The sequence below is a fragment of the Hyphomonas sp. UBA4505 genome (assembly GCF_002388685.1).
Taxonomy (GTDB): domain Bacteria; phylum Pseudomonadota; class Alphaproteobacteria; order Caulobacterales; family Hyphomonadaceae; genus Hyphomonas.
Genome location: NZ_DGMZ01000011.1, coordinates 171649 through 193057, shown reverse-complemented (window position 1 = coordinate 193057; position 21409 = coordinate 171649). Strand labels below are relative to the sequence as shown.

Sequence of the window (21409 nt, the reverse complement as noted above, 5' to 3'; positions counted from 1 at the left end):
CTCAATCGAAACTCTAGATTGCTATAGATCCAGAAGAAACCTTCATGGTGGGAGGCCTGGAATGCGCAATACTGTGCTGGCAACAACCCTTCTTTTCGCATCCGCATGCGGCAATGCGGGCGGTACATCCATTGAGGCCTCCACACCGCTTGTCATCGCGGAGGGGCAGGCCCCGGTCACCTATGGACAGGTCACAACAGGCACGCCCTCGCTGAGCCCATCAATCCTTCCCGCCCAGCCGGAGGCCGTGCGCACAAATGCATCCTGTCGGACTCCTAAGGCCGGCAACAATGCGCGTGCGGCCTATGTCTACACGTATGGTGGCGGGGTCCGGACGCCGCTGCACCATATCAACCGAAAGGACACGCCAGAAGCGATTGCCGAGCGCAAAGCCATGATCCGGGAGAGGACAAAAAACGCCAAGACGGCCGTGCAGCGCGAAGCGCTCGGTATGGCTATCGGAAGTGCAGTAAACAACGCCCGCCAGATCGACGTCCTTGTGACGGAGACCGATACCCCGGTTTTCCTGTACCTCACATCCTATGACTCCGTTCTCTGGAACATTCAGCGCGCCCCCGGTGTGGAAATCGACGGTGTGGTCATCAACTCCTATGAAGCGGGTGCCATTGCCAATGGAGTGGATGCTTCGCGAACGGGGATCATCTCCTTCGACAATTCTCCAACCAGGAAATGTTACGTCTCAGCTCCGGGCCGCGTTATCCCGGTTGAGGATCGGGTCGCGTCAGCCCGGAAACTCAATCCGAACGTGGACCTCAGCCGGTACAAGAAACAATGGCAACAGGAGTACCGCGACGCGAAACGGTTTTACGGTCAGGATATCAAGAAGCTGACCGGCAAGCGACCGGAGTGGATTCTGGACAATGCGAGGGATGGCGAGTTCAACGCTGTACTGGTTGGCCCGAAACCTGCGACGCCGTTCGAGGCCCAACCGGTGACAAAGCTTCAGGTTCCCTCCCACATCACCCCATTTTGGGGTAGTCAAAAGGATGCCTACAAGGCTTTCGGGCTGGACCCGTCAGCCTAACCGCTGAACGTGCCGCCGCGTGGGAAGCCCTTCGGTACGGCCTTGCCAGCCTGTGAGCGTTTGCCGATCCATTCTTCCCATTCCGGGAAGGCGCGGTGGCGACCGCCCGTCATGACAATCAGTCCGTCACGCTTGTCGAAGGTCATCAGGTCACGCAGCTTGAACTTGCCACTATAGGACTGCAGCTTGTTGCCCTTGCCGCGCGCCATCTCCGGCAACTCATCCAGAGGGAAAATCAACAGTTTCCGGTTCGATCCGACCACGGCCAGCATATCACCCTCAACCGGCACGCAGATGTTCAACTCGCCCTTACCGGTATTCACGGCCTGCTTGCCAGCCTTGCGGTTGGATTCCAGCTCTTTCTCTTCGACGACGAAACCATAGCCCTCGCTGGAAGCGACGACGCGTTTGCGGTCCGGCTCAAAGCGGAACATCGTGACAATGTCGACACTGTCTTCCAGATCAATGGACAGGCGGATCGGCTCGCCGTGTCCGCGTCCACCCGGCAGCTTGTCCGCCGGCAGCGTAAAGGCCCGTCCGTCGGATGCCATGAGGATAATCTTGTCCGTACTCATCACTTCTTCGGAAAGGTAGAGTTCGTCACCGTCCTTGAACTTGGCTGATTCCGGATCGAGCCCGTGCCCCTTCATGCCGCGAATCCAGCCCTGTTGGGACAGCACAATAGTCAGCGGCTCCTTCGGCAGTGTGGCTTCCAGAGCGGCTGCGAGATCCACTTCCGCCATTTCGCCAAACGTCGCGCGGCGGCGACCGAGTTCAGAGTCAGGGTCGAAGGCCTCGCGGGCTTCTTTCAGCTCCTTGGAAACCTTGCTCCATTGGCGGCGTGTTGAGCCGATCAGCTTGATCAGGTCTTCGCGCTCTGCGCTGAGCCGGTCATGCTCGCCGCGAATTTCCATCTCTTCCAGTTTGCGCAATGCCCGCAAACGAAGATTGAGGATGGCTTCAGCCTGAATGTCCGTCAGACCGAAGGTCGACATCAACACAGCCTTGGGCTCGTCCTCATACCGGATTATGCGGATCACCTCATCAATGTTGAGATAGGCGATCAAATAGCCATCAAGCAGGTGCAATCGCTTCTCGATCTTGTCGAGACGGAACTCGGCCCGGCGCACAACGACTTCGCGGCGATGATCGAGATAGGCCTGCAGCACATCCTTCAGGCCCATGACTTGGGGAGCGCCCTTGTGCAGCACGTTCATGTTCAGGCTGAAGCGAGTTTCAAGGTCACAGACCTTGTAGAGGCTCTCCATCAAGACTTCTGGCTCGACGGTTTTCGAGCGCGGGACCAAGACGAGCCGCACATCTTCGGCGCTCTCGTCGCGCACGTCGTCGAGCAGGGGCAGTTTCTTCGCTTCGATCAGCTCGCCCAGCTTTTCGAGCAGGCGCGACTTCTGAACCTGGTAGGGAATCTCGGTGACGATGATCTGATAAGTGCCACGACCAGTGTCTTCGACTTCCCAGCGCGCGCGCATACGGAAGCTGCCGCGACCGGTCTCATAGGCCTGAAGCATGGCTTCCTTGGTTTCGACGATAATGCCACCGGTCGGGAAGTCTGGTCCCTGGACGAAATCCATCAGTTCCGCCGTCGTCGCCTTGGGCTTTTCGATCAGCAGACGCGCCGCATCGATCAGCTCGGCAGCGTTGTGGGGCGGGATGGAGGTGGCCATGCCAACCGCGATGCCGGTCGCACCATTGGCGAGCAAGTTCGGGAATCCGGCTGGCAAGACAACCGGCTCTTCATCATTCTCGGCATAGTTGGCGCGAAAATCGACTGCGTTCTCGTTGAGGCCATCCAGCAACAGCTCGGCGGCAACCGTCATGCGCGCTTCGGTGTAACGATAGGCAGCGGCGCTATCGCCATCAATATTGCCGAAATTGCCCTGGCCATCGACCAGCGGATAGCGAACGGTGAAGTCCTGCGCGAGACGCACCAGCGTATCGTAGATCGAGCTGTCGCCATGCGGGTGGAAGTTACCCATCACGTCGCCAACGATCTTGGCGCATTTGCGATAGCCGCCCTCGGGGTCAAGCTTCAGGACGCGCATACCGTACAGGATACGGCGCTGGACGGGTTTCAGGCCGTCGCGCACATCAGGCAGCGCGCGGGACGTAATCGTCGACAGCGCGTAAGCGAGATAGCGCTTGGAAAGCGCCTCGCTCATCGGCTCGTTGATGATCCGGTCTTCCGGCGTCCCGTCAATCAAATCGGACATTCTGGCCTCTTTGCAGTTCGTGCCACATTCTGGTGCAGGCCCTTGATTAAAGTCAGCGACTCAAGGGCCGGAGCACGTTAACACAAACGTCGCTTTGGTTAAGGAAAGGAAAAGGGCGCAGCTGCTGATGAGTGCAATCCGGGCATGGATCCTGTTGATAAGCCTGCCGGCGCTGGTGTTGCTGGCCTTCTTCTGGCTGGCGCCTCCGCGCCACAATCCCTTTGCGCCGGTCGATTTGACCGAAACGCCCGGCATCGGGACATGGCACAAGCTGACCCGCACCAAGCGAAACCGCGAAGTGTGTTTTGCCGCGCTGGACGATGCGGGCGTGCTGTACACACCGCTGGAAGACCAGAAGCTGGACGGCGGTTGCGGGCTGACAAACGCCCTGACGCTGGACCAGACGCTGACGCCATATTCGGCGACGTTGCGCATGACGTGTGGTCAGGCGGCCGCGCTGTATTCCTGGGAACGCCATATTGCCCGCCCCGCAGCAATCGAGGTCCTTGGCTCGCCGATTGCGCGGATCGAGACCTATGGAAGCTTTTCCTGTCGCAACATCGCAGGCACGCGACGAATGTCCCAGCACGGGCTTGGCAATGCGATTGATGTATCGGGTTTCCGCCTTGAGGATGGCCGTCTCATCAGCGTGAAAACGCATTGGGATGCAGGAGGGGCGGAGCAGAAATTCCTGCGGCGTCTTCACAAGGGTGCGTGCGATTTGTTCTCGGTGACGCTGGGGCCTGAATACAATGCCGCCCATGCCGATCATTTTCATCTCGACATGGGCGGGGGGAAAGTATGCCGGTGACTAGCGCCGCAATGGGCTAGTCAATGCATTTGAAGCCGTCTTCATTGACTTCCTTCACACGGCCTTCGCCGCCGCAGACGCGGAGCGCAGTTTCGGTATTTTCATACATGGCGTCGCGGCCGTGTTCGTCGGCATCGACGTGAATGCAGCCCGCAAGAGTAAGCGTGGCAATGGCGGTTACGGCAAAAACAGTTTTCTTCATGGCATCAGCCTTTTCGTTTGCACGGAACGCCCCAGTCCTCACCGGCCACCTAACACATCAGAAAATGAACGGCTTCTGAATATGACAGCCCTTGCGCGCGTTATCTCGCCGCGCAACAGTCAGCGCCACAAGAGGGAAGGAAACAGAATGAAATTGTATAATTCCGTAGGCCCGAACCCGCACGTGGTGCGCATGTTCATGGCGGAACGCGGCATCGACCTGCCCAAGGAAGACATCGACCTGATGGCCGGAGAAAACCGGCAGGCGCCCTATACGACCAAGAACCCGGCTGGCCAGCTGCCCGCTCTTGAGCTTGATGATGGCAGCATCCTGACCGAGATCACTGCCATTTGCGAGTATCTCGACGAAACCCAGCCCGGCGACCGCCTGATGGGGGATACACCCGAAGCGCGCGCCCAGAACCGCCGCTGGACACGGTGGGTGGACCTCAAGATCGTTGAGCCGCTGACCACAGCTTTCCGCGCCGCTGAGGGCCTGCCCATGTTCCAGGACCGGATGCGCTGCCTACCGGAAGCTGCTGATGGCCTGAAAGCCTGCGCACAGGATGGGCTCGTCTTCCTGGACGAACAGATGGCTGACGGCCGTGAGTTTGTGGCAGGCAAGGCATTCGGCCTGGCTGACATACTGCTGTTCTGTTTCCTGGCTTTTGGCAGTCAGGTGGGCCAGCCCCTCAACCCCGATCTGAAACACATCGGAAACTGGTATGCGCGGGTCAGCCAACGCCCAAGTGTGAGCGCCTAGGGCCGCTTCAGCATGCGGCCCACCAGTCGCAGGCGCTCTGCTGGAACGCCCCGATTGAGCCCCCCAAACAGACGCTCTTCCAGAAAATAGCCGGTGAGCTTCAAGCCATCGGCTATATCGGACGGCGCAACATGGGCCGTGGATTCGACAAGAAAGAGCGGCAGGCGAAGGAGACGGTCGACATATTCCTCGGCCTCCGACCCTCTCACGGCCCGGCCGGTCTTTGGAGATACATGGGTCAGGCCATCATTCGCGCCGGACAACGCGCATGCGTCCAGATCAAGCCCGAAACCCAGCGCGGAGAGCAGGCCCAGTTCCCAGCGCACATAGAGCGCCGGCCAGATTTCCTGCGCCTCAATCTGGTCTAGCAGAAGCTCGGTGGCCTCAAACAGTGCCGAACCGGCTGCATCGCCTTCGTCCAGTCCGCCCCGCAGGATCGCGGTAATAGCCGAAATGGCGGCGAGGGCAGCTGGATCGTCCAATACACGCGCCGCTCGCTCCCGACTGGCCTCGGCCACATCAAACCGGCCCAGAGCCTCTTCAAGGCGACCGGTCCAACTGAGGGAAACAGAATTTCCGGCTTCATATTGCGCGCGGCGCTTGCGCGAGGAACCGCCATAGACAAGACCGGACCGACGCCCGCGCGTGCGGGTGAGAACGTCGAGGATGAGGCCACCTTCTCCAAAGCGGCGTGCGCCCAGGATTATGCCGTCATCCGACCAGTTCAAACATCGAACTCCAGGCCAAGCCCCTGATAACTCTCTCGGCGTTCCTGCCAGCGTTCATCCACCTTCACGAACAGGAAGAGGTGCACTTTGCGACCGAGCATTTCAGAGAGTTCTTCGCGGGCCTTGCGACCAACATCCTTGATCGCTGCGCCGCCCTTGCCGAGCACCATGGATTTGTGATTGTCCCGGCCGACGACCACAACCTGTTGCACACGGACGGAGCCATCCTTTTTCTCTTCCCAGCTCTCTGTTTCGACCATCAGCTGGTAAGGCAGTTCCTGGTGCAGGCGCAGCATTAGCTTTTCCCGCGTCACTTCGGCGGCAAGCAGGCGCATCGGCAGGTCGGCAATCTGGTCCGGCGGGTAGAGCGCCGGGCTTTCGGGCATCCGTTTCGCGAGCGCCTTTTCCAGCGCTTCGACGCCTTCGCCATTTTCGGCGGAGATCATGAAGACCTCTTCATAGACGCCCGTCTCGTTCAGTTCCGCAATGATGGGCAGGACCTGATCATGGGGAAACAGATCAATCTTGTTCAAGGCGAGGAAAGCTTTGCGGCCAATCTGCTGAAGTTGCTCGATGACCCGGCGGTCATCTTCCAGAGATTTCTTCTGCGCACCATCTACCTTGCCTTCGCGCTCCGCGACCCAGGCCGAAGCGTCGATCAGGTGCACAATGGCGTCCGCATCGTCAGCGCCGCTCCAGGCCGCCTTGACCATGGCGCGGTCGAGCCGGCGCTTGGCCGCAAAGATACCCGGAGTGTCCACAAGCACGATCTGCGTGCCGTCCACCTGCGCGACGCCGCGCACCGGGAAGCGCGTCGTCTGCACCTTGTGCGTGACGATTGCCACCTTAGTGCCGACCAGACGATTGGTCAGCGTGGACTTGCCCGCATTCGGCGCGCCGATAATGGCGGCAAATCCAGCATGGGTGATGGGGGTGTCTGTCATGGGGTTCCGGTCAGGCTTTCTAGGAGAAGGGCGGCAGCATTACGCTCAGCATCACGCTTTGACGACCCCGCGGCAACAGCCGCACCCCGGTCGGCCACTTTAACTTCAACCTCATAAGTGGGTTCATGGTCCGGTCCCGACCGGCTCAGCACGTCATAATCCGGCAGTGGCAGGCCCTGTCCCTGGGCCCATTCCTGCAGCAGCGTCTTGGGATCCTTGGTCTGGGCCGGAGCCGCCTCGAATTGCGGCGCCCAAGCTTTCTCAATGAATTTCCGGGCGGTGGAGAGCCCGGCATCCTGGTAGATTGCGCCTATAATGGCTTCGCAGGCATCGCCAAGGGTCGATTCCCGTTCGCGCCCACCGGCAGCTATCTCGCCATCCGACATGATAACGAATTCCGAAACGCCAAGATGGCGCATGGCATCCGCGCAGGCCCCCTTGCGAACAAGACTGTTGAGACGCGGAGCCAGATCGCCCTCACTCTCCATCCGGCGTCGGTCAATCAAGCGTTCGGCGATCACGAGGTTCAGGACCCGGTCACCCAGAAATTCGAGGCGCTGGTTGGACAGGCGGACTGATTCCGCAGAAGTTACAGCGCTTGGATGTGTCAGCGCACGGATTAGCGTCTCCGGGTTTTTGAATTTGTGGCCAAGAATGGACTCCAGTGTCCGGATATCCGTTTCGGCCAGTGAGGGCTGGCTCGCTTTTCCCTTCGACCGGAGGCGCGTGCGTTTGGGTCTTGTTGGTGTCATGCTGGCGTCACCGGAAGAGCTTCGATGATGACCTGGGCTTCAGCCCAGGGGTAATCATCCGTGATGGTCAGGTGAATAATCGCTTCATGGCCGGCGGGCATCATCGTGGCGAGGCGCTCCGCCGCGCCGCCAGTCAGCGCAAGAGTTGGCTTGCCCGTTGGCAAATTCACAACGCCGAGATGCTTCCAATGAACGCCGCGACGCGGCACACCCGTACCGAGCGCCTTTGCACACGCCTCTTTGGCCGCAAATCGTTTGGCATACGTCTCAGCAGTCAGGCGACGGCGGCGCGCCAGCGCGATTTCGACATCGGTAAACACGCGTTTCTCAAACCGCTCACCAAATCGGGCAAGTGTCTTTTCCACACGCTCGATATTGCAGAGATCATTCCCGATACCAATGATCATGCGCGGGCCTCATCCATCAGTCGCCGCATTTCCCGGATTGCAGCATCAAGACCGATAAAGATGGCCTCACCAACAAGGAAGTGACCAATGTTCAGTTCTGCGATTTCGTGGATTGCCGCCACGGGAGCAACGTTTTCAAATGTCAGGCCATGTCCGGCATGCGGTTCGACACCGCGCTTGCGCGCTTCTATCGCCGCGATCTTCAGCCGTTCGAGTTCTGGCGCCGCGGCCTCTGCACCGCCTTCGATCCATAGCTCAGCGTACTTGCCCGTATGGAGTTCGACCACAGGTGCCTGAAGCACTTCCGCAACTGCAATCTGAACAGGGTCGGGTTCGATGAAGAGTGACACCCGCGCACCCGTTTCATTGAGGCGGCGAACAACGGGCGCAATTTGGTTATGCAGGCCCGCGACATCGAGCCCGCCTTCGGTCGTACGCTCTTCGCGCTTTTCAGGAACTATACAAGCTGCATGCGGACGGAACTTGCAGGCAATCTCCGTCATCTCGTCTGTCGCAGCCATTTCGAGATTGATCGGAAGGCTGGAAGCCGCACGTATGGCTTCGAGATCCCCATCGCGAATGTGGCGCCGGTCCTCGCGCAAATGGATCGTGATGCCGTCTGCGCCTGCCTGAGCCGCAATCTGCGCCGCGCGCATCGGATCGGGATGATCCCCGCCGCGCGCATTGCGAATGGTTGCTACGTGATCGATGTTCACACCAAGGCGCAACAGGCTTGCCATCAGGCGAGGCCCCTGGAGCCAGGCTTTACGGCCTCCATCGCGGCAAGATCTGGTGGCAAATCATTGGCGTCATAGTCTGGGAAATCGACCGCCGCGAGCGAAATTAGCTTGCAGCCAACATCAGCGCGGCCGTTCGACCGGTCGATGATACAGGCACCACCCACGACCTCGCCGGGCAGCGCATCCAGCGCTTCAACGGTTTCACGAAAAGACAGCCCCGTCGTGACGATATCTTCCGCGATCAGCACACGTTCGCCTTCGGCAATGGAGAAGCCCCGGCGGAACTGAAGCTGGCCATCGACCCGCTCGGCAAAGATCGACCGTGCGCCAAGCTGGCGCGCCAATTCATAGCCCGGAATGATGCCGCCGACAGCTGGCCCGGCAACAACATCGATCTTGCCGAACTCGGCGGTAAGCTTTTCCGCAAGGGCCTTGCACAATTTTTCGGAGAGCGTGGGCTGGGAAAAAACGAGGGCCTTCTGCAGGAAAACAGGACTGCGACGACCAGACGACAAAATGAAATGCCCCTCCAGCAAAGCCCCGGCCTCGCGGAATACATTCAGCACATCATCATTCGTCATCTTCGCCCTCCTGGTCGCGCACAGCTCTGTCGACCACAGCGATCGACCGGAGCGCGGCCAGTATCTGCGTCAGACGCTTGAGGTCTTCAACCTCAATTTCCATCAAGATTTCCGTGAAGTCCTCGTGGCGGTCTACCGTATGTATGGCTGTGATGTTGCCGCTGGCCTGTGCCACAGCAGCGCAGAGCTTGGCCAGTACGCCGCGCTCATTGGAGGCATTGATACGAATTCGCCCAATTGCCACCGCGCCCGTGCGCGCCAGTTCGGTCCAGCGCAGGTCCACCCAGAGCTCGGGTTTATCGTCATATTCGGCGAGCTTTGGACAACTCGCGACATGGACCACAATGCCCTTGCCCGGTTCATGAACCCCCATGATACGGTCCCCAGGCAACGGGCAGCAGCAATTTCCGAGATGAAGCGTCACGCCCGGTGACAGCTCAGTGCCGGATACCATGAGCGGCGTATGCTCACTGTCCATGCGGACCTTCGTGGGATCGTCCTCGCGTTCCGGCCGGTAACCCGGAAAGGCCGCCTGGATCACATCGTTTGACGAAATTCGACCGCGCCCCAGCGCTTCGGACATGTCTTCCATATCCTCAAAACCGGCGAGGCGGGCCGTATGGTTCATCTTTACATCAACCGGATCAATACCTGCCCGTCGCAGCGCCATATTGATCAGCCCCTGACCGAGGCGCCGGAACTCTGTTGTTTCCTTGTCGCGCACAAGCTTGCGCATCGCAGAGCGCGCGCGCCCGGTGATCGCCAGCGCTTCCCAGCCATGAATGGCGTGAGGCGCTTTGCCCCGGATGATCTCGACAACGTCTCCATTTTTCAGCGGGCGGCGTAACGGCTTCACCTCGCCATTGATCTTGGCGCCAACACATGTGTCACCCACCGCCGAGTGCACCGCATAGGCAAAGTCCAACGGCATGGCGCCGGCTGGCAGGATGATCAACTTGCCCTTCGGAGAGAAAGCAAAGACGTGCTCGCGATACATTTCGAGCTTGGCGTGCTCCATGAACTCGCTCGGATCGCCGCCATCCTGAAGCAATTCTGCGAAGGCTTCGAGATTGGCGGCAGGGTCAAGACCGGCAGCACGCGCCGAATCGATGTCAAAGCCGTAGGCGCGGTTCTTGTAGCCCCAATGCGCAGCCACGCCGAACTCGGCGGTGCGGTCCATCTCTTCAGTGCGTATCTGGAGTTCGACACGCCGGTTGCCGGAAGCGCGTACGGTTGTGTGCAGGCTGGCATAACCGTTCGGCTTGGGCACGGAGATATAGTCACGGAAACGGTCAGGGATGCAGGCCCAGAGTCTGTGGATTTCTCCCAGAACCCGGTAGCAATCCTCAACACTCTCCACGATCACGCGAAAAGCGAACAAGTCAGCGACATCCCGAAAGGAAATCGATTTCTTCTCAAGCTTGCGCCATAGCGAATAAGGTTGTTTCCGACGACCCTTGATGCGGCAAGGAATTCCGGAAACCTCCATCAATTGCTCAAGGTCACCCCGGATACGCTCAAGATCATCGGCATTTTCGAGCGCAAGTTCGTCCTGACGATAGAGAATGGCACGACGCGCTTCTGGATTGAGCTCCTGGAAAGCCAGGTCCTCCATCTCGGCAGCAATCTGGTAAAGACCGACGCGGCGGGCGAGCGGGCCGTAAATGTCCATGGTTTCCCGCGCGGTGCGTTCGCGGCTGGATGCCTTCTTCCGAAAGTGCAGCGTGCGCATATTGTGAAGCCGGTCGGCCAGCTTCACCAACAGAACTCTAATGTCGCTGGTGGTTGCGAGAATGAACTTCTGGAAGTTCTCGGCCTGAGCCAATTCCTTGGAGCTGTATTCAAGCTTGTCGAGCTTCGTGACCCCATCGACCAGTTCGGCCACATCCGCACCAAAGCGCACTTCGACATCGCCGATATCGATCTCGGTGTCCTCGACCACATCGTGAAGGAGGCCCGCGACGATGGTGATCTCGTCGAGCTTGACGTCAGCCAGAAGGCTCGCGACTTCAACAGGATGGGAATAATACGCATCGCCCGAATCGCGCATCTGTTCGCCATGATGCGTTTTGGCAAAATCGTAAGCGGCACCGAGAAGTTCGGACTTCACCCGAGGGTGATAGGCGCGAACCTTATCGATCAGCTGCTGCCGGGTCAGGACATCTTTAGGTTTTTCCGCAGCCGGTCGCTCTGTGCCAGCCATGTCGCCAGCCCCTTCATCCTTTGCGGATAGGGTGCTGCCGTCCATCTGGCCTCCTACAGCCGGTCGTCCCGTCCGGACTCCAGCTCGGCCTGATAGGCCCGCATGACGTCTTCTTCGGTTGCAGCAGGTGCAGATTCCAGAGCCAAACGGTCGGCTTCGCGCTCGTTCTCTTCGCCTGGACGAATGTCCTGCAGATTGGAGATCAGCGCTTCCTTGACCACTTTCAGATCAATCGACTCGTCAGCAATCTCGCGCAGCGACACAACTGGGTCCTTGTCATTATCGCGGTCCACAGTAATCGGCGAACCTTCGCGGATCATGCGGGCACGATGTGCAGCAAGCAGGACAAGCTCGAAACGGTTTGGAACCTTTTCGACGCAGTCTTCAACGGTAACGCGGGCCATGAGCAGATAATCTCCTTTGGACCGCCCCTTATATGCAGCGCAGCACGCCGACGCAACCCGGCGATTGCCGTAGAATGCAGGACATTTTCGCCCCCTTGGCAGCGCTGAAAACGCCGCTACGGTGCCTTCTTACCTTAGCCGGAGGTCGAAACCCATGTTCCGTAATGTTGCCATCTCTTCTCTCGCGCTTGCACTCGTTGCTTGCGGAAACGGAAATGACGCCGCTGAAACGCCGCAACCGGTCGCCTCCGACACGGGCGCAACGACCGAGGCCGAAGCATCGAATACGGTCGCCCCGGCCTCATCCGCGGCCACTCCTTCAGCAGAAACCAACTTGCCAAAGGCTGATGCAGAACTGATCGAAATCTACAAACAACTTCACGCCAATCCGGAACTTTCGTTCAAGGAAGCCAAATCGGCCGCTCTGATGGCCTCTGAACTTGAAAATCTCGGCTTCGACGTTTCCACCGGCATTGGTCAGGACTGGGTGGTCGCCAAGGCAATGAAAGATGTAGGTGAGGTCAAGGATGGCGTCGGCGGACACGGCGTCGTTGGCGTATTGCACAATGGGGATGGCCCGACCGTCATGATCCGCGCCGATATGGATGCCCTGCCCGTTCCTGACCAAACGGGTTTCCCGTTTGCCTCAGAGGTCCAGTCGACCACATGGACTGGCGTCGAGAGCCCGGTCATGCATGCCTGCGGCCACGACATCCACATGACCAGTTGGATCGGCACCGCCCGCGCACTGGCTGCCCGCAAGGATCAGTGGAGCGGCACACTTGTAATGATCGCCCAGCCAGCCGAAGAGATCGGCCTTGGCGCCCAGGCCATGCTGGCCGATGGCCTCTACAGCCGCTTCCCTCAGCCGGACTACAATTTGGCGCTGCACGTTTCCGCAGCCGCGCCCGCTGGCACGGTTGTCTATACGAAGGGCTACGCCATGGCGAATGTCGACAGTGTCGACATCACCGTGAAAGGCGTCGGCGGGCATGGCGCCTACCCGCACACAACACGCGACCCGATCCTGATCGGATCTCACATCGTCGTAGCTCTGCAGAGCCTCGTCTCGCGTAATACGAACCCGCAAGACTCTGCCGTTATTACAGTCGGCTCGTTCAAGGCCGGCGCAAAGCACAACATCATTTCCGACGAAGCAACGCTGCTCCTGACGGTGCGCTCCTATGACGACGCGACCCGTCAAATGTTGCTGAGCGGCATTGAGCGCATTGCCAAGGCGCAAGCCGAGGCCTTCGGGGCGCCTGAGCCAGAGATCACGATCGAGCAGGACTATACACCATCGCTCTTCAACAACGCCGACCTGGCCGAAACAGCCATGGCGGCCATTGCGGACGCAATCGGCGAAGACAATGTCAAGGAAGTAGCCCCGGTCATGGGCGGCGAGGATTTCAGCCAGTTCGGACGGACGGACGAAAACATTCCAGGCCTCCTATTCTGGGTCGGCGCAGTGGAGCCTGCGCGCTATGAGGCCGCCAAAGACAGTTCCCTGCCCCTGCCTTCACTGCATTCGCCATTCTTCGCTCCGGATTACGACCCGACCATTGCCACAGGCGTCGAGGCTATGACTGCGGCCGCGTTGGAACTGTTCGAGGGGTGAGCCTGCGCCCCTAGCCGGACACGCAGGTGCGGCACGGCAGGTGCTCCTCGATTTCGCACAGCTAAACCTGAGTCCTCCTACACCTCGTCCAACTTGGCATACACTAGGCAAGGGAGCGCTGTCGCGAGCGGCGCGGGAAGATCGCCCGCGATTACTTCGATCAGTGCGCGGCACGCCTGCTGAAGGCTAAAGGAGAGGAAGTCTGTGTCCGCGCAAATGTGGAAGAGTATGAGGGCACAGATTCTCAGACGAATTCGCAAGGTACTTTCCCATGCGGCACAGGAAAGACGATATGGAGTGACCTAACGTCGAGGGTAGAAGGCACGCCCACCTTATCTTTATATGTCTTCCACAAGCTCCGAAATCTCAGATATCCGGCGCGCCAGGAGGGAGAATGCAACACAGAATGGGCGTAGGCCCTCTACTTGATGCGCGGGGGCGATTGGTCGAACGAGGATATGCGACCAGCGAGGTCAGGACTTATGATCGCTCTGCCATCAAAGCGGGCGCCCTGCGCATAAAGGAGTGGGACTATTACTGCATCCTGACACCCCGTTTCGGGCTGGCTCTGACTGTCGCTGACAATGGCTATCTTGGGTTCCTAGGCACATCCTGGCTCGACCTGGAACAGAAAACAGGCACCAATCATGGCGCTATCATCCCGTGGTCGATGGGCAAGATGAAGTTGCCAGCCAGCGCCGATAGTGGCGACATTTCCCAGCGCAAGGGCGATCTGGAATTGAGCTTTCGGCATGAGGCAGGAGGGCGGCGCCTGACGGTGAATGATCCGGCTTTCGCCAACGGAAAAGGACTGCACGGGGAATTATGGCTCGATCAGCCCGATATGGACCGGATGGTTGTTGCGACACCGTTTCCAAATGCCCCGAAGGCTTTTTATTACAATCAGAAAATCAACTGCATGCCCGCGCGCGGGAAGATCACCCTGGGCGAGGAGACGTATCAGTTCTCCCCTGAGAGTGCCTTTGCTGTACTGGATTGGGGCCGCGGCGTCTGGACGTATAACAACACATGGTATTGGGGCTCTGCTTCCGGCCTGGTCAAGGGGCGACCGTTTGGGTTTAACATCGGCTATGGGTTCGGCGACACATCCGCCGCCAGCGAAAACATGCTGTTCGTGGATGGTAAAGCCCACAAGCTCGACCATGTCACATTCCATATGCCTGAAGGTGCGCCTGATTCCGCGCTATGGAAATTTACCAGCAATGACAATCGATTTGAGATGGATTTCGCTCCCATCATCAATCGTCACCAGACGACCGACCTTGGCATATTGAAAACTGCGCAGGACCAGGTCTTTGGCCTGTTCTCAGGACGTGTCATTCTTGACGATGGCAGCCAGATGACCGTGAAGGACTTGCCCGGATTTGCCGAAGAAGTGCGAAATCGTTGGTGAGCGGAGAGCAGGCAAGGTGGCGTTGAGAGCTGTCATAGGGCGGATCATGACACGACCATCGCAGTGGTTGTGGCGGCCATGACAACCGCCGCGCTGGCACTGTTTGACGAAAGCTGACGCGGGGTTCACGCGTGTTTGAACTTGCCGGACGAGGCTGAAAGCGCTACTCCCCTTTTGCTCAGACTGCGCAAAAGCTTCAAGCTGCTGTCACAAGAGCCACCTGTCTGCGGACGTTTGAAGGCCGACCCCCTTGAAACGCGAGGCTTCAGGCCCATATTATACTCAGATCGAGCATAAGTCGGTCTGCTACGAAGGAGGACAACATGGCACGTCTTATTGATTCCGGCCCCGGCTGCCCCACGCCAACTCCGCTGCGCGGCGCTTCTGCCGCTGAAGCGCGCGGCCTCGTCTATGATGACGCGGTGAAAATGGAGACCGATGACCTGTACCCGCTGGTACAGGATTTCATCACTCCGATGGAATGGCCAGCCATTGCGCCCCTCGTGGCGGCAGTCAATCGGCTCAAGAAAGAGAAGAACGCCGTCATCCTGGCGCACAATTACATGACGCCGGACATCTTCCAGCTTGTCGGCGATTTCCGTGGTGACAGCCTCCAGCTGGCCCGTGAAGCTGCCAATGTGGATGCCGATATCATCGTGCAGGCCGGAGTGCACTTCATGGCCGAGACCTCGAAGATCCTCGCGCCTGAAAAGACCGTCCTTATACCGGACACCCGCGCGGGCTGTTCGCTCGCCGCCTCGATCACGGGCGCCGATGTGCGCCTGATCAAGGAGAAATTCCCGAATTACCCGGTCGTGACCTACGTAAACTGTACCGCTGAGGTAAAGGCCGAGTGCCACATCACCTGCACCAGTTCGAATGCGGCGCAGGTCGTCGAAGCCATCGCTGCTGAATGGAATACTGACACGGTTATCCTCGTGCCGGACCAATACCTTGCCAAGAACGTGGCTGCCCAGACCGGCATCCGCGTCATGACCTGGCCGGGCGCGTGTGAAGTGCACGAGATGTTCAGCGCCGACGATGTCGAGCAATTGCGCGAAGCCCACCCAGGCGTCGTCATCCTGGCTCACCCGGAATGTCCGCCGGATGTACTGGAAGCCGCCGACTTTGCCGGCTCGACGTCCGCGCTGGCCAATTACGTTGCCGAGGAAAGCCCGAACAAGGTCGTCCTGCTGACGGAATGCTCGATGAGTGACAATGTGGCGTCGGCCAATCCGAACGTGAACTTCATCCGTCCATGCAATCTCTGCCCGCACATGAAGCGTATCACGCTGGAAAACATCTATGATTGCCTGGTCACGGGCGAGTACGAGGTGCTCATCCCTGAGGATGTCCGCGTGCGCGCCAAGGAAGCCCTCGACGCCATGATGGCCCTGCCGAAAATGGTCAAGCCGCTCGCGTTCAAGACCGGTTTGAAACCACTTGAGCTTGAAATGGTCGTCTAGCAGCCAGACAGGTTGTGCAATCGCGGGGGAGCGGCGTAATGTGTCTCAGGGCGCAAGGAGAGGTAGAATGGTCCGAGGCATATACGGTCTCGCGGCAATGGCGATCGCAGGCCTTTTGGTCTGCACTCCCGCTCATGCCGACAGCAAACGCGAGGGAGATTCATCGGATGTCCTTGGCACCTGGAGCTTCCAGACAAAACCCTATCGCAATGGGGAGTGCATGATGTCTGGCACCATGTATCTTTCTCCGCACCCGGATGAAGGCCAATATAGCTGTGAGCTCACAGCGGTTGAAGTCTGCTCAATGTGGGGCCGGTCGGTTGTACGCCAATCCTGCAAGGCTCGCCGCTTCGGAGACCAAATTTCGATTCGGTCCCAGATCGAGGAAATGCTGGAAGCCAAGGTCGAGGGCCTGATCTATGTACCAGACAATTTCACGCTCACCATCCAATCCGCTGATCGGATGTTTGGCGCGCTGGTGTCTGCCGTGACCGCACCGGCGGAATTCCGCCGCGCGAATGACGGCATTTCCTGATCCGTGAGCGCCTCCATTCCGCAAACCCTGACGGCCAATGGGCCAGTCGATGATGACGTTCTGATCGTAGGCGCCGGCCTTGCTGGCCTGTTCCTGGCGCTGCAACTGGCGCCGCGCCCCTGCACCGTCATCTCCCCGGCTCCGCTTGGCCAAGCCGCATCCTCCGCATGGGCGCAAGGCGGCCTGGCCGCTGCCATGCACCCCCTGGACAGCCCCGAACAACATGCCGCAGACACCGTTGCGGCCGGCGCGGGACTCGTCGACCCAATCATCGCCCGCCTCATTGCAGAGGAAGGCCCGGCCCGGGTTCGCGATCTTGTCGCGCTGGGCGTTCCATTTGACCGCACGCCGGATGGCGCATTGGCCTTGTCGCTTGAAGCCGCTCATTCTCACCCGCGCGTGGCACGCGTTGCCGGAGACCTTGCGGGCAAGGCCATCATGGATGCGCTGGTCGCGGCCGTTGCCGCCGCGCCACATATCACCATCATCGAAGGCGTCCGCGCCACCGGCCTGATGCAGGATGCCAATCTTCAGGTGGCAGGCGTCATATTGCGGGACAATGCCGGAACGCTCTCCACACGGACCGCGCGGGAAACGGTGCTGTGCACCGGCGGTTCCGGCGGCCTGTTCCAGGTTACCACCAACCCACCCGAAGCGCGCGGCGACGCTGTTGCGATGGCCTGGGAAGCGGGCGCACTGATTGCAGATCTAGAATTCGTCCAATTCCATCCTACGGCCATCGACATTGGCCGCGATCCTGCCCCCCTCGCGACCGAGGCCCTCCGCGGTGAAGGCGCCACGCTCCATAATCGAGACGGCACGGCCTTTATGGCAAGCTACCATGAATTGGCCGAACTCGCGCCGCGCGATGAAGTGGCGCGCGCCGTGCACACAGAGCGCTTGTCTGGCCGAGGCACATTCCTCGATTGCCGCACGGCTGTGGGTGAACACTTCCCGGACCATTTCCCAACAGTATTTGGCACTTGCAAATCTGCCGGCATCGACCCACGCACCGAATTGATCCCGGTTGCTCCAGCGGCGCACTATCATATGGGTGGCATCGTCCCAGACTTCTGGGGGCGCAGCAGCCTCGATGGACTGTCCGTCTGCGGCGAATGTACATCTACCGGCGTACACGGCGCAAATCGCCTTGCATCCAACTCTTTGTTAGAAGCTGTCGTATTTGCCCACCGCATTGCCGAGCGCCTGCGCGAAGCTGAGTTCGCCACCCCTAACGCATCAACAGGTCATGTTCCAGGGGCGTTACCCGTTCCAGCCCTGCAGGAATTGCGCGGCGCCATGTCCGAAAAATGTGGAGTTGTGCGAAATGCCACCGGCATGACCAGCGTGCTTGAACTGATCGAGCGCTTGAACACCATACATGGGCCGGCTCGCGCGCTGACCACTGCGAGACTGATCGTTCAGGCCGCAATCAATCGCAAGGAAAGCCGGGGCGGACATTTCCGGTCTGACTATCCAGACATGATCCAACCGGAACGCCAGTTCCTGCTGAGAGATTTTGAGGAGACCGTCCGCGTATGAAACTGCTTCCCCCGCCGCTGCCCGCGATCATCCTCGATCCCATCGTTCGGCTTGCCCTGTCAGAAGACCTTGGCCGCGCAGGTGATCTGACCACGGACGCGACCATTGCGCCGGAAACCCAACTCAGCGTCGTTATTGCAGCGCGCCAGCCCGGCGTGATCGCAGGTCTCGACGCTGCGGCCCACGCGCTTACCCTGATCGATCCAAGCGTGGAACTGGATGTTCAGATGGATGATGGCACGGCAGTAAAACCCGGCGATGTTGTCGCGCGCCTTGACGGCAGCGCGCGCTCTATCCTGACGGCTGAGCGCACGATGCTGAATTTTATTGGACGACTGTCAGCGGTCGCCACGATGACGCGCAACTACGTCGCAAAGATTTCTCACACGTCCGCAACAATTGTCTGCACCCGGAAAACGACCCCAGGTCACCGGGCGCTGGAGAAGCGCGCCGTTCGGTGCGGCGGAGGTACAGCACATCGCTACGGCCTGGATGATGCCATCCTGATCAAGGACAATCACATCGCTGCTTGCGGTGGCTCCGTGGCGCTCGCACTGGAACGCGCCAAGGCCTATGCGGGCCACCTGCGCATGATCGAAATTGAAGTCGATACACTCGACCAATTCGCAGAAGCGCTGAAACATGGGCCGCATGCCGTCCTGCTCGACAATATGGATACCGACACCTTGCGCCGCGCCGTTGAAATGAATCAGGGCCGCGTCACGCTCGAAGCATCTGGCGGAGTCAATCTGGGTACCGTTGCGGCAATCGCTGAGACCGGTGTGGACTTTATTTCCGTGGGGGCGCTAACGCATTCTGCTCCCAATCTTGACGTGGGTATGGATGTGGTCTGACACTGCTGCAAAGGGCGATCAGTCCCTGATATCAGCAGGAGGAAAGCCCATGACGCGAGCGAGCGGGCGAAAGAGTATCTTTATTACGGGCGCAGCATCCGGCATCGGAGCAGAGACCGCGCGCTATTTTGCAAAACGCGGCTGGTTCTGCGGCCTTTATGATGTGAACACTGCTGGCCTCGATGCCGTCGAAGCCGAGATCGGATCCGAGAACTGCCTGAAAGCAAGGCTTGATGTTCGCAGCCGCGAGGACTGGGCCGCTGCCATCAAGGATTTCCGCGAAGCCACTGAAGGGGCAATGAACGTACTCTTCAACAATGCGGGCATTGGACGTCATGGCTGGTTCGAAGACATCACAGGCGAGGATAATGACGCGATCATCGACATCAATGTGAAAGGTGTAGTGAACGGCGTGCAGGCTTCACTCTCCCTTCTGAAGGCGACATCAGGCGCACGCATTGTGAACACGGCCTCTACCGCGGGAGTTGTCGGCTCACCACAACTGGCTGTTTATTCTGCAACCAAGTTCGCTGTGCGTGGTCTGACCGAAGCGCTCGACGCCGAATTTCGCGATCTCGACATTCGCGTCACCAGTCTGATGCCGTGGTTCATTGAAACGCCGATCCTCGAAATGGGGGATCGCGACGGCTCGAACCACAAGATGTCTGACCAGCTCAAGGAAAACGGCATGAATGTGTATCCGGTTTCCATGGCTGCGGAACGCGCCTGGGACGCCGCTCATGGCAAAGATACACATTTCATGGTTGGCAAAGATGCTGAACGGGCACGTTTCATGGCGCGCTGGTTGCCAGGCGCTATCCAGAAGCGCGTGAAGGCGGGTGTGCCCCCACGCGACTGATGTTTCCTAGTTCATGGCGCCGGCGGCTGAAGCGGAGCTTCTTACCGCCGCCTGCGTCACCTGGGCTGCCGTATAGTCGGAGACCTCGGACGATTTACGCATCGTGTTGAACTTCGGGGCACCATTGGTGATCGTGCGCGTAGAGGTGGTCACAGAGGCCGGCGACAGAGTTGGTGCCGGGGCATTCATGGCCACCTTCTCAACCTTGGCGTCGTCGGTGGTCTTGATCACAGACGTCGCCGCAGCATTCACATCAGCCTCAGCCGCTGCCGTGATGACGCGCTCGCGCTTGCGATTGTAGTTCTGGCGCACTTGGGCCCATTCGGCGCCGCGCGGGAACCGATAGAAGATGTGCAAACCAATCTTGTCGGTCTTGATGAGGCCAGCGCTCCAGATCGGGTCAACATAAGTGGCGTGATAATGCGTCGCGCCGCCTGTGCGTTCCTCGTTGAGGTTCATCAGTACGTGTGCTGCGACCTTCTGGGCAGTATCCCAATTACGACCGCGTGGCTCGCGGGTCATGGCGCCGTCACAGGTGAAGGTGAACTGGCAACCGGTTGTGCGAGTCGCACCCTGAAAAACGACGTCACAGACGCTGTCAGGATAGCGATGGTCGCGAACCCGATTCGCGATGACTTCGGCAACGGCCATCTTGCCGCCCAGCGATTCTGTTCCGGCCTCATAATAGATAGCCTGGGACAGACACTGTGCCTCGTCGTTAATCTTTTCGGCGCGTTTGATGTGCTCCGGACGGAACGAAACCAGCGATGAAAGTGCAGCACCATCGCGGTCGCGCATCGCATAACGGCTCATTGAAGCGCCGGTATCGCGCTTGAGAGTGTACTCGACGGTACGGATCCAAGGCGTATCCAGCAGGCTTGGCGTCATCGGATCAGCGCGCACGGTGACGCCGCCGTCTTCAATAGAAGCCAAGCGTACCGCTTCCGCATGGAAATCAGCTTCGGCGCGCTTCTCCATCTGGAGTTCGCCAATCAGGGGAAGAGTTACAGTCGCAGCCACAGCGCAGACCGCAACGGTCGCCCCGCGAATGACAATATCTCTCTGCTCTTCGTTCGTCATAGCCATCCACCAACGCTTGAGCTGCTCTTGGAGCCCACGCATTGGCGATAGAGTCGCCCTTCGTGGTTGAAGAACCCTTAACATCACCGCTCCCCAATCCCCCGGCAGACGGTATATTCCGTCCTACGAACCCCGGGTGTTGTTGGTTTGACTAAAAATTATGAGACCGTTTCTGGCCCCGCTTCGAGTTGGATATCCATCTCTCCCGGTACCTAGCAAGAAGCTGGCCAG

The 21409-nt window shown here is 59.3% G+C and carries 21 protein-coding genes; 10 read left to right on the top strand and 11 right to left on the bottom strand.

What is annotated here, in order from left to right; genetic code table 11:
• The first annotated feature begins 61 nt into the window (after nt 1-61).
• Nucleotides 62-1045: a hypothetical protein gene (locus B3527_RS08140; protein WP_290478999.1), complete on the top strand. Its 984-nt coding sequence runs from the start codon at nt 62-64 to the stop codon at nt 1043-1045.
• Here the strand turns inward: B3527_RS08140 and parC are convergent.
• The gene (gene parC / locus B3527_RS08135; RefSeq protein WP_034813994.1) at nt 1042-3276 is read right to left on the bottom strand and encodes a DNA topoisomerase IV subunit A; all 2235 of its coding nucleotides are present in this window, start codon (nt 3274-3276) and stop codon (nt 1042-1044) included. The two genes, B3527_RS08140 and parC, sit on opposite strands and share 4 nt — an antisense overlap.
• Before the next feature lie 127 nt (nt 3277-3403).
• Here parC and B3527_RS08130 point away from each other — a divergent pair, with 127 nt between their 5' ends.
• Nucleotides 3404-4087: an extensin family protein gene (locus B3527_RS08130; protein ID WP_206992636.1), complete on the top strand. Its 684-nt coding sequence runs from the start codon at nt 3404-3406 to the stop codon at nt 4085-4087.
• Between the two features lie 16 nt (nt 4088-4103).
• Here the strand turns inward: B3527_RS08130 and B3527_RS08125 are convergent, their stop codons facing one another.
• Complete coding sequence (locus B3527_RS08125) at nt 4104-4289, bottom strand: hypothetical protein (RefSeq protein ID WP_206992635.1); 186 nt, start codon at nt 4287-4289, stop codon at nt 4104-4106.
• A gap of 147 nt (nt 4290-4436) precedes the next feature.
• Here B3527_RS08125 and B3527_RS08120 point away from each other — a divergent pair, with 147 nt between their 5' ends.
• Nucleotides 4437-5051, top strand: coding sequence for a glutathione S-transferase family protein (locus tag B3527_RS08120; RefSeq protein ID WP_034814363.1), 615 nt, complete (start codon nt 4437-4439; stop codon nt 5049-5051).
• Here B3527_RS08120 and recO read toward each other — a convergent pair.
• From recO to rpoZ, 8 genes are read right to left on the bottom strand one after another with little or no spacing between them, the layout of a single operon-like run.
• Nucleotides 5048-5779, bottom strand: coding sequence for a DNA repair protein RecO (gene recO, locus B3527_RS08115; protein ID WP_206992633.1), 732 nt, complete (start codon nt 5777-5779; stop codon nt 5048-5050). The two genes, B3527_RS08120 and recO, sit on opposite strands and share 4 nt — an antisense overlap.
• Nucleotides 5776-6723 (bottom strand): GTPase Era, encoded by a 948-nt coding sequence (gene era / locus B3527_RS08110; RefSeq protein ID WP_290479000.1) that lies wholly within the window; start codon nt 6721-6723, stop codon nt 5776-5778. Before era ends, recO begins: the two co-directional genes overlap by 4 nt.
• Nucleotides 6720-7475: a ribonuclease III gene (gene rnc / locus B3527_RS08105; protein ID WP_290479001.1), complete on the bottom strand. Its 756-nt coding sequence runs from the start codon at nt 7473-7475 to the stop codon at nt 6720-6722. The genes era and rnc overlap by 4 nt, the downstream gene beginning before the upstream one ends.
• Nucleotides 7472-7882: a holo-ACP synthase gene (acpS, locus tag B3527_RS08100; protein WP_206992630.1), complete on the bottom strand. Its 411-nt coding sequence runs from the start codon at nt 7880-7882 to the stop codon at nt 7472-7474. The genes rnc and acpS overlap by 4 nt, the downstream gene beginning before the upstream one ends.
• Nucleotides 7879-8622 (bottom strand): pyridoxine 5'-phosphate synthase, encoded by a 744-nt coding sequence (locus B3527_RS08095; RefSeq protein WP_290479002.1) that lies wholly within the window; start codon nt 8620-8622, stop codon nt 7879-7881. The genes acpS and B3527_RS08095 overlap by 4 nt, the downstream gene beginning before the upstream one ends.
• Nucleotides 8622-9203 carry an orotate phosphoribosyltransferase gene (gene pyrE / locus B3527_RS08090; RefSeq protein ID WP_206992628.1) on the bottom strand — a complete coding sequence of 194 codons (582 nt, stop codon included), beginning with the start codon at nt 9201-9203 and terminating at the stop codon, nt 8622-8624. Before pyrE ends, B3527_RS08095 begins: the two co-directional genes overlap by 1 nt.
• Nucleotides 9193-11451 (bottom strand): RelA/SpoT family protein, encoded by a 2259-nt coding sequence (locus tag B3527_RS08085; protein ID WP_206992627.1) that lies wholly within the window; start codon nt 11449-11451, stop codon nt 9193-9195. The genes pyrE and B3527_RS08085 overlap by 11 nt, the downstream gene beginning before the upstream one ends.
• Before the next feature lie 8 nt (nt 11452-11459).
• Nucleotides 11460-11810, bottom strand: a complete 351-nt coding sequence (gene rpoZ / locus B3527_RS08080) for a DNA-directed RNA polymerase subunit omega (RefSeq protein WP_034814002.1) — start codon at nt 11808-11810, stop codon at nt 11460-11462.
• A gap of 154 nt (nt 11811-11964) precedes the next feature.
• Between rpoZ and B3527_RS08075 the strand changes: the two genes are divergently transcribed.
• The 7 genes from B3527_RS08075 to B3527_RS08045 all read left to right on the top strand — a co-directional run bounded on the left by B3527_RS08075 (nt 11965) and on the right by B3527_RS08045 (nt 20098).
• Nucleotides 11965-13428 (top strand): M20 metallopeptidase family protein, encoded by a 1464-nt coding sequence (locus tag B3527_RS08075; protein ID WP_290479003.1) that lies wholly within the window; start codon nt 11965-11967, stop codon nt 13426-13428.
• Between the two features lie 394 nt (nt 13429-13822).
• Nucleotides 13823-14842 carry a DUF2804 domain-containing protein gene (locus B3527_RS08070; protein ID WP_290479004.1) on the top strand — a complete coding sequence of 340 codons (1020 nt, stop codon included), beginning with the start codon at nt 13823-13825 and terminating at the stop codon, nt 14840-14842.
• Nucleotides 14843-15165: 323 nt separating this feature from the next.
• Complete coding sequence (gene nadA, locus B3527_RS08065) at nt 15166-16308, top strand: quinolinate synthase NadA (protein ID WP_206992624.1); 1143 nt, start codon at nt 15166-15168, stop codon at nt 16306-16308.
• 67 nt (nt 16309-16375) lie between these two features.
• Nucleotides 16376-16843, top strand: coding sequence for a hypothetical protein (locus B3527_RS08060; RefSeq protein WP_034814006.1), 468 nt, complete (start codon nt 16376-16378; stop codon nt 16841-16843).
• A 3-nt stretch (nt 16844-16846) separates the two neighbouring features.
• Nucleotides 16847-18385 carry an L-aspartate oxidase gene (locus B3527_RS08055; RefSeq protein ID WP_290479005.1) on the top strand — a complete coding sequence of 513 codons (1539 nt, stop codon included), beginning with the start codon at nt 16847-16849 and terminating at the stop codon, nt 18383-18385.
• Nucleotides 18382-19239: a carboxylating nicotinate-nucleotide diphosphorylase gene (gene nadC / locus B3527_RS08050; protein ID WP_290479006.1), complete on the top strand. Its 858-nt coding sequence runs from the start codon at nt 18382-18384 to the stop codon at nt 19237-19239. The genes B3527_RS08055 and nadC overlap by 4 nt, the downstream gene beginning before the upstream one ends.
• A 49-nt stretch (nt 19240-19288) precedes the next feature.
• The gene (locus B3527_RS08045; RefSeq protein WP_290479007.1) at nt 19289-20098 is read left to right on the top strand and encodes an SDR family oxidoreductase; all 810 of its coding nucleotides are present in this window, start codon (nt 19289-19291) and stop codon (nt 20096-20098) included.
• Nucleotides 20099-20104: 6 nt separating this feature from the next.
• On the opposite strand, the gene B3527_RS08040 is transcribed toward B3527_RS08045, so the two are convergent.
• Entirely contained in the window at nt 20105-21184 is a 1080-nt protein-coding gene (locus tag B3527_RS08040; protein WP_242517500.1) for a cell wall hydrolase, read from the bottom strand.
• Nucleotides 21185-21409: the final 225 nt, after the last annotated feature.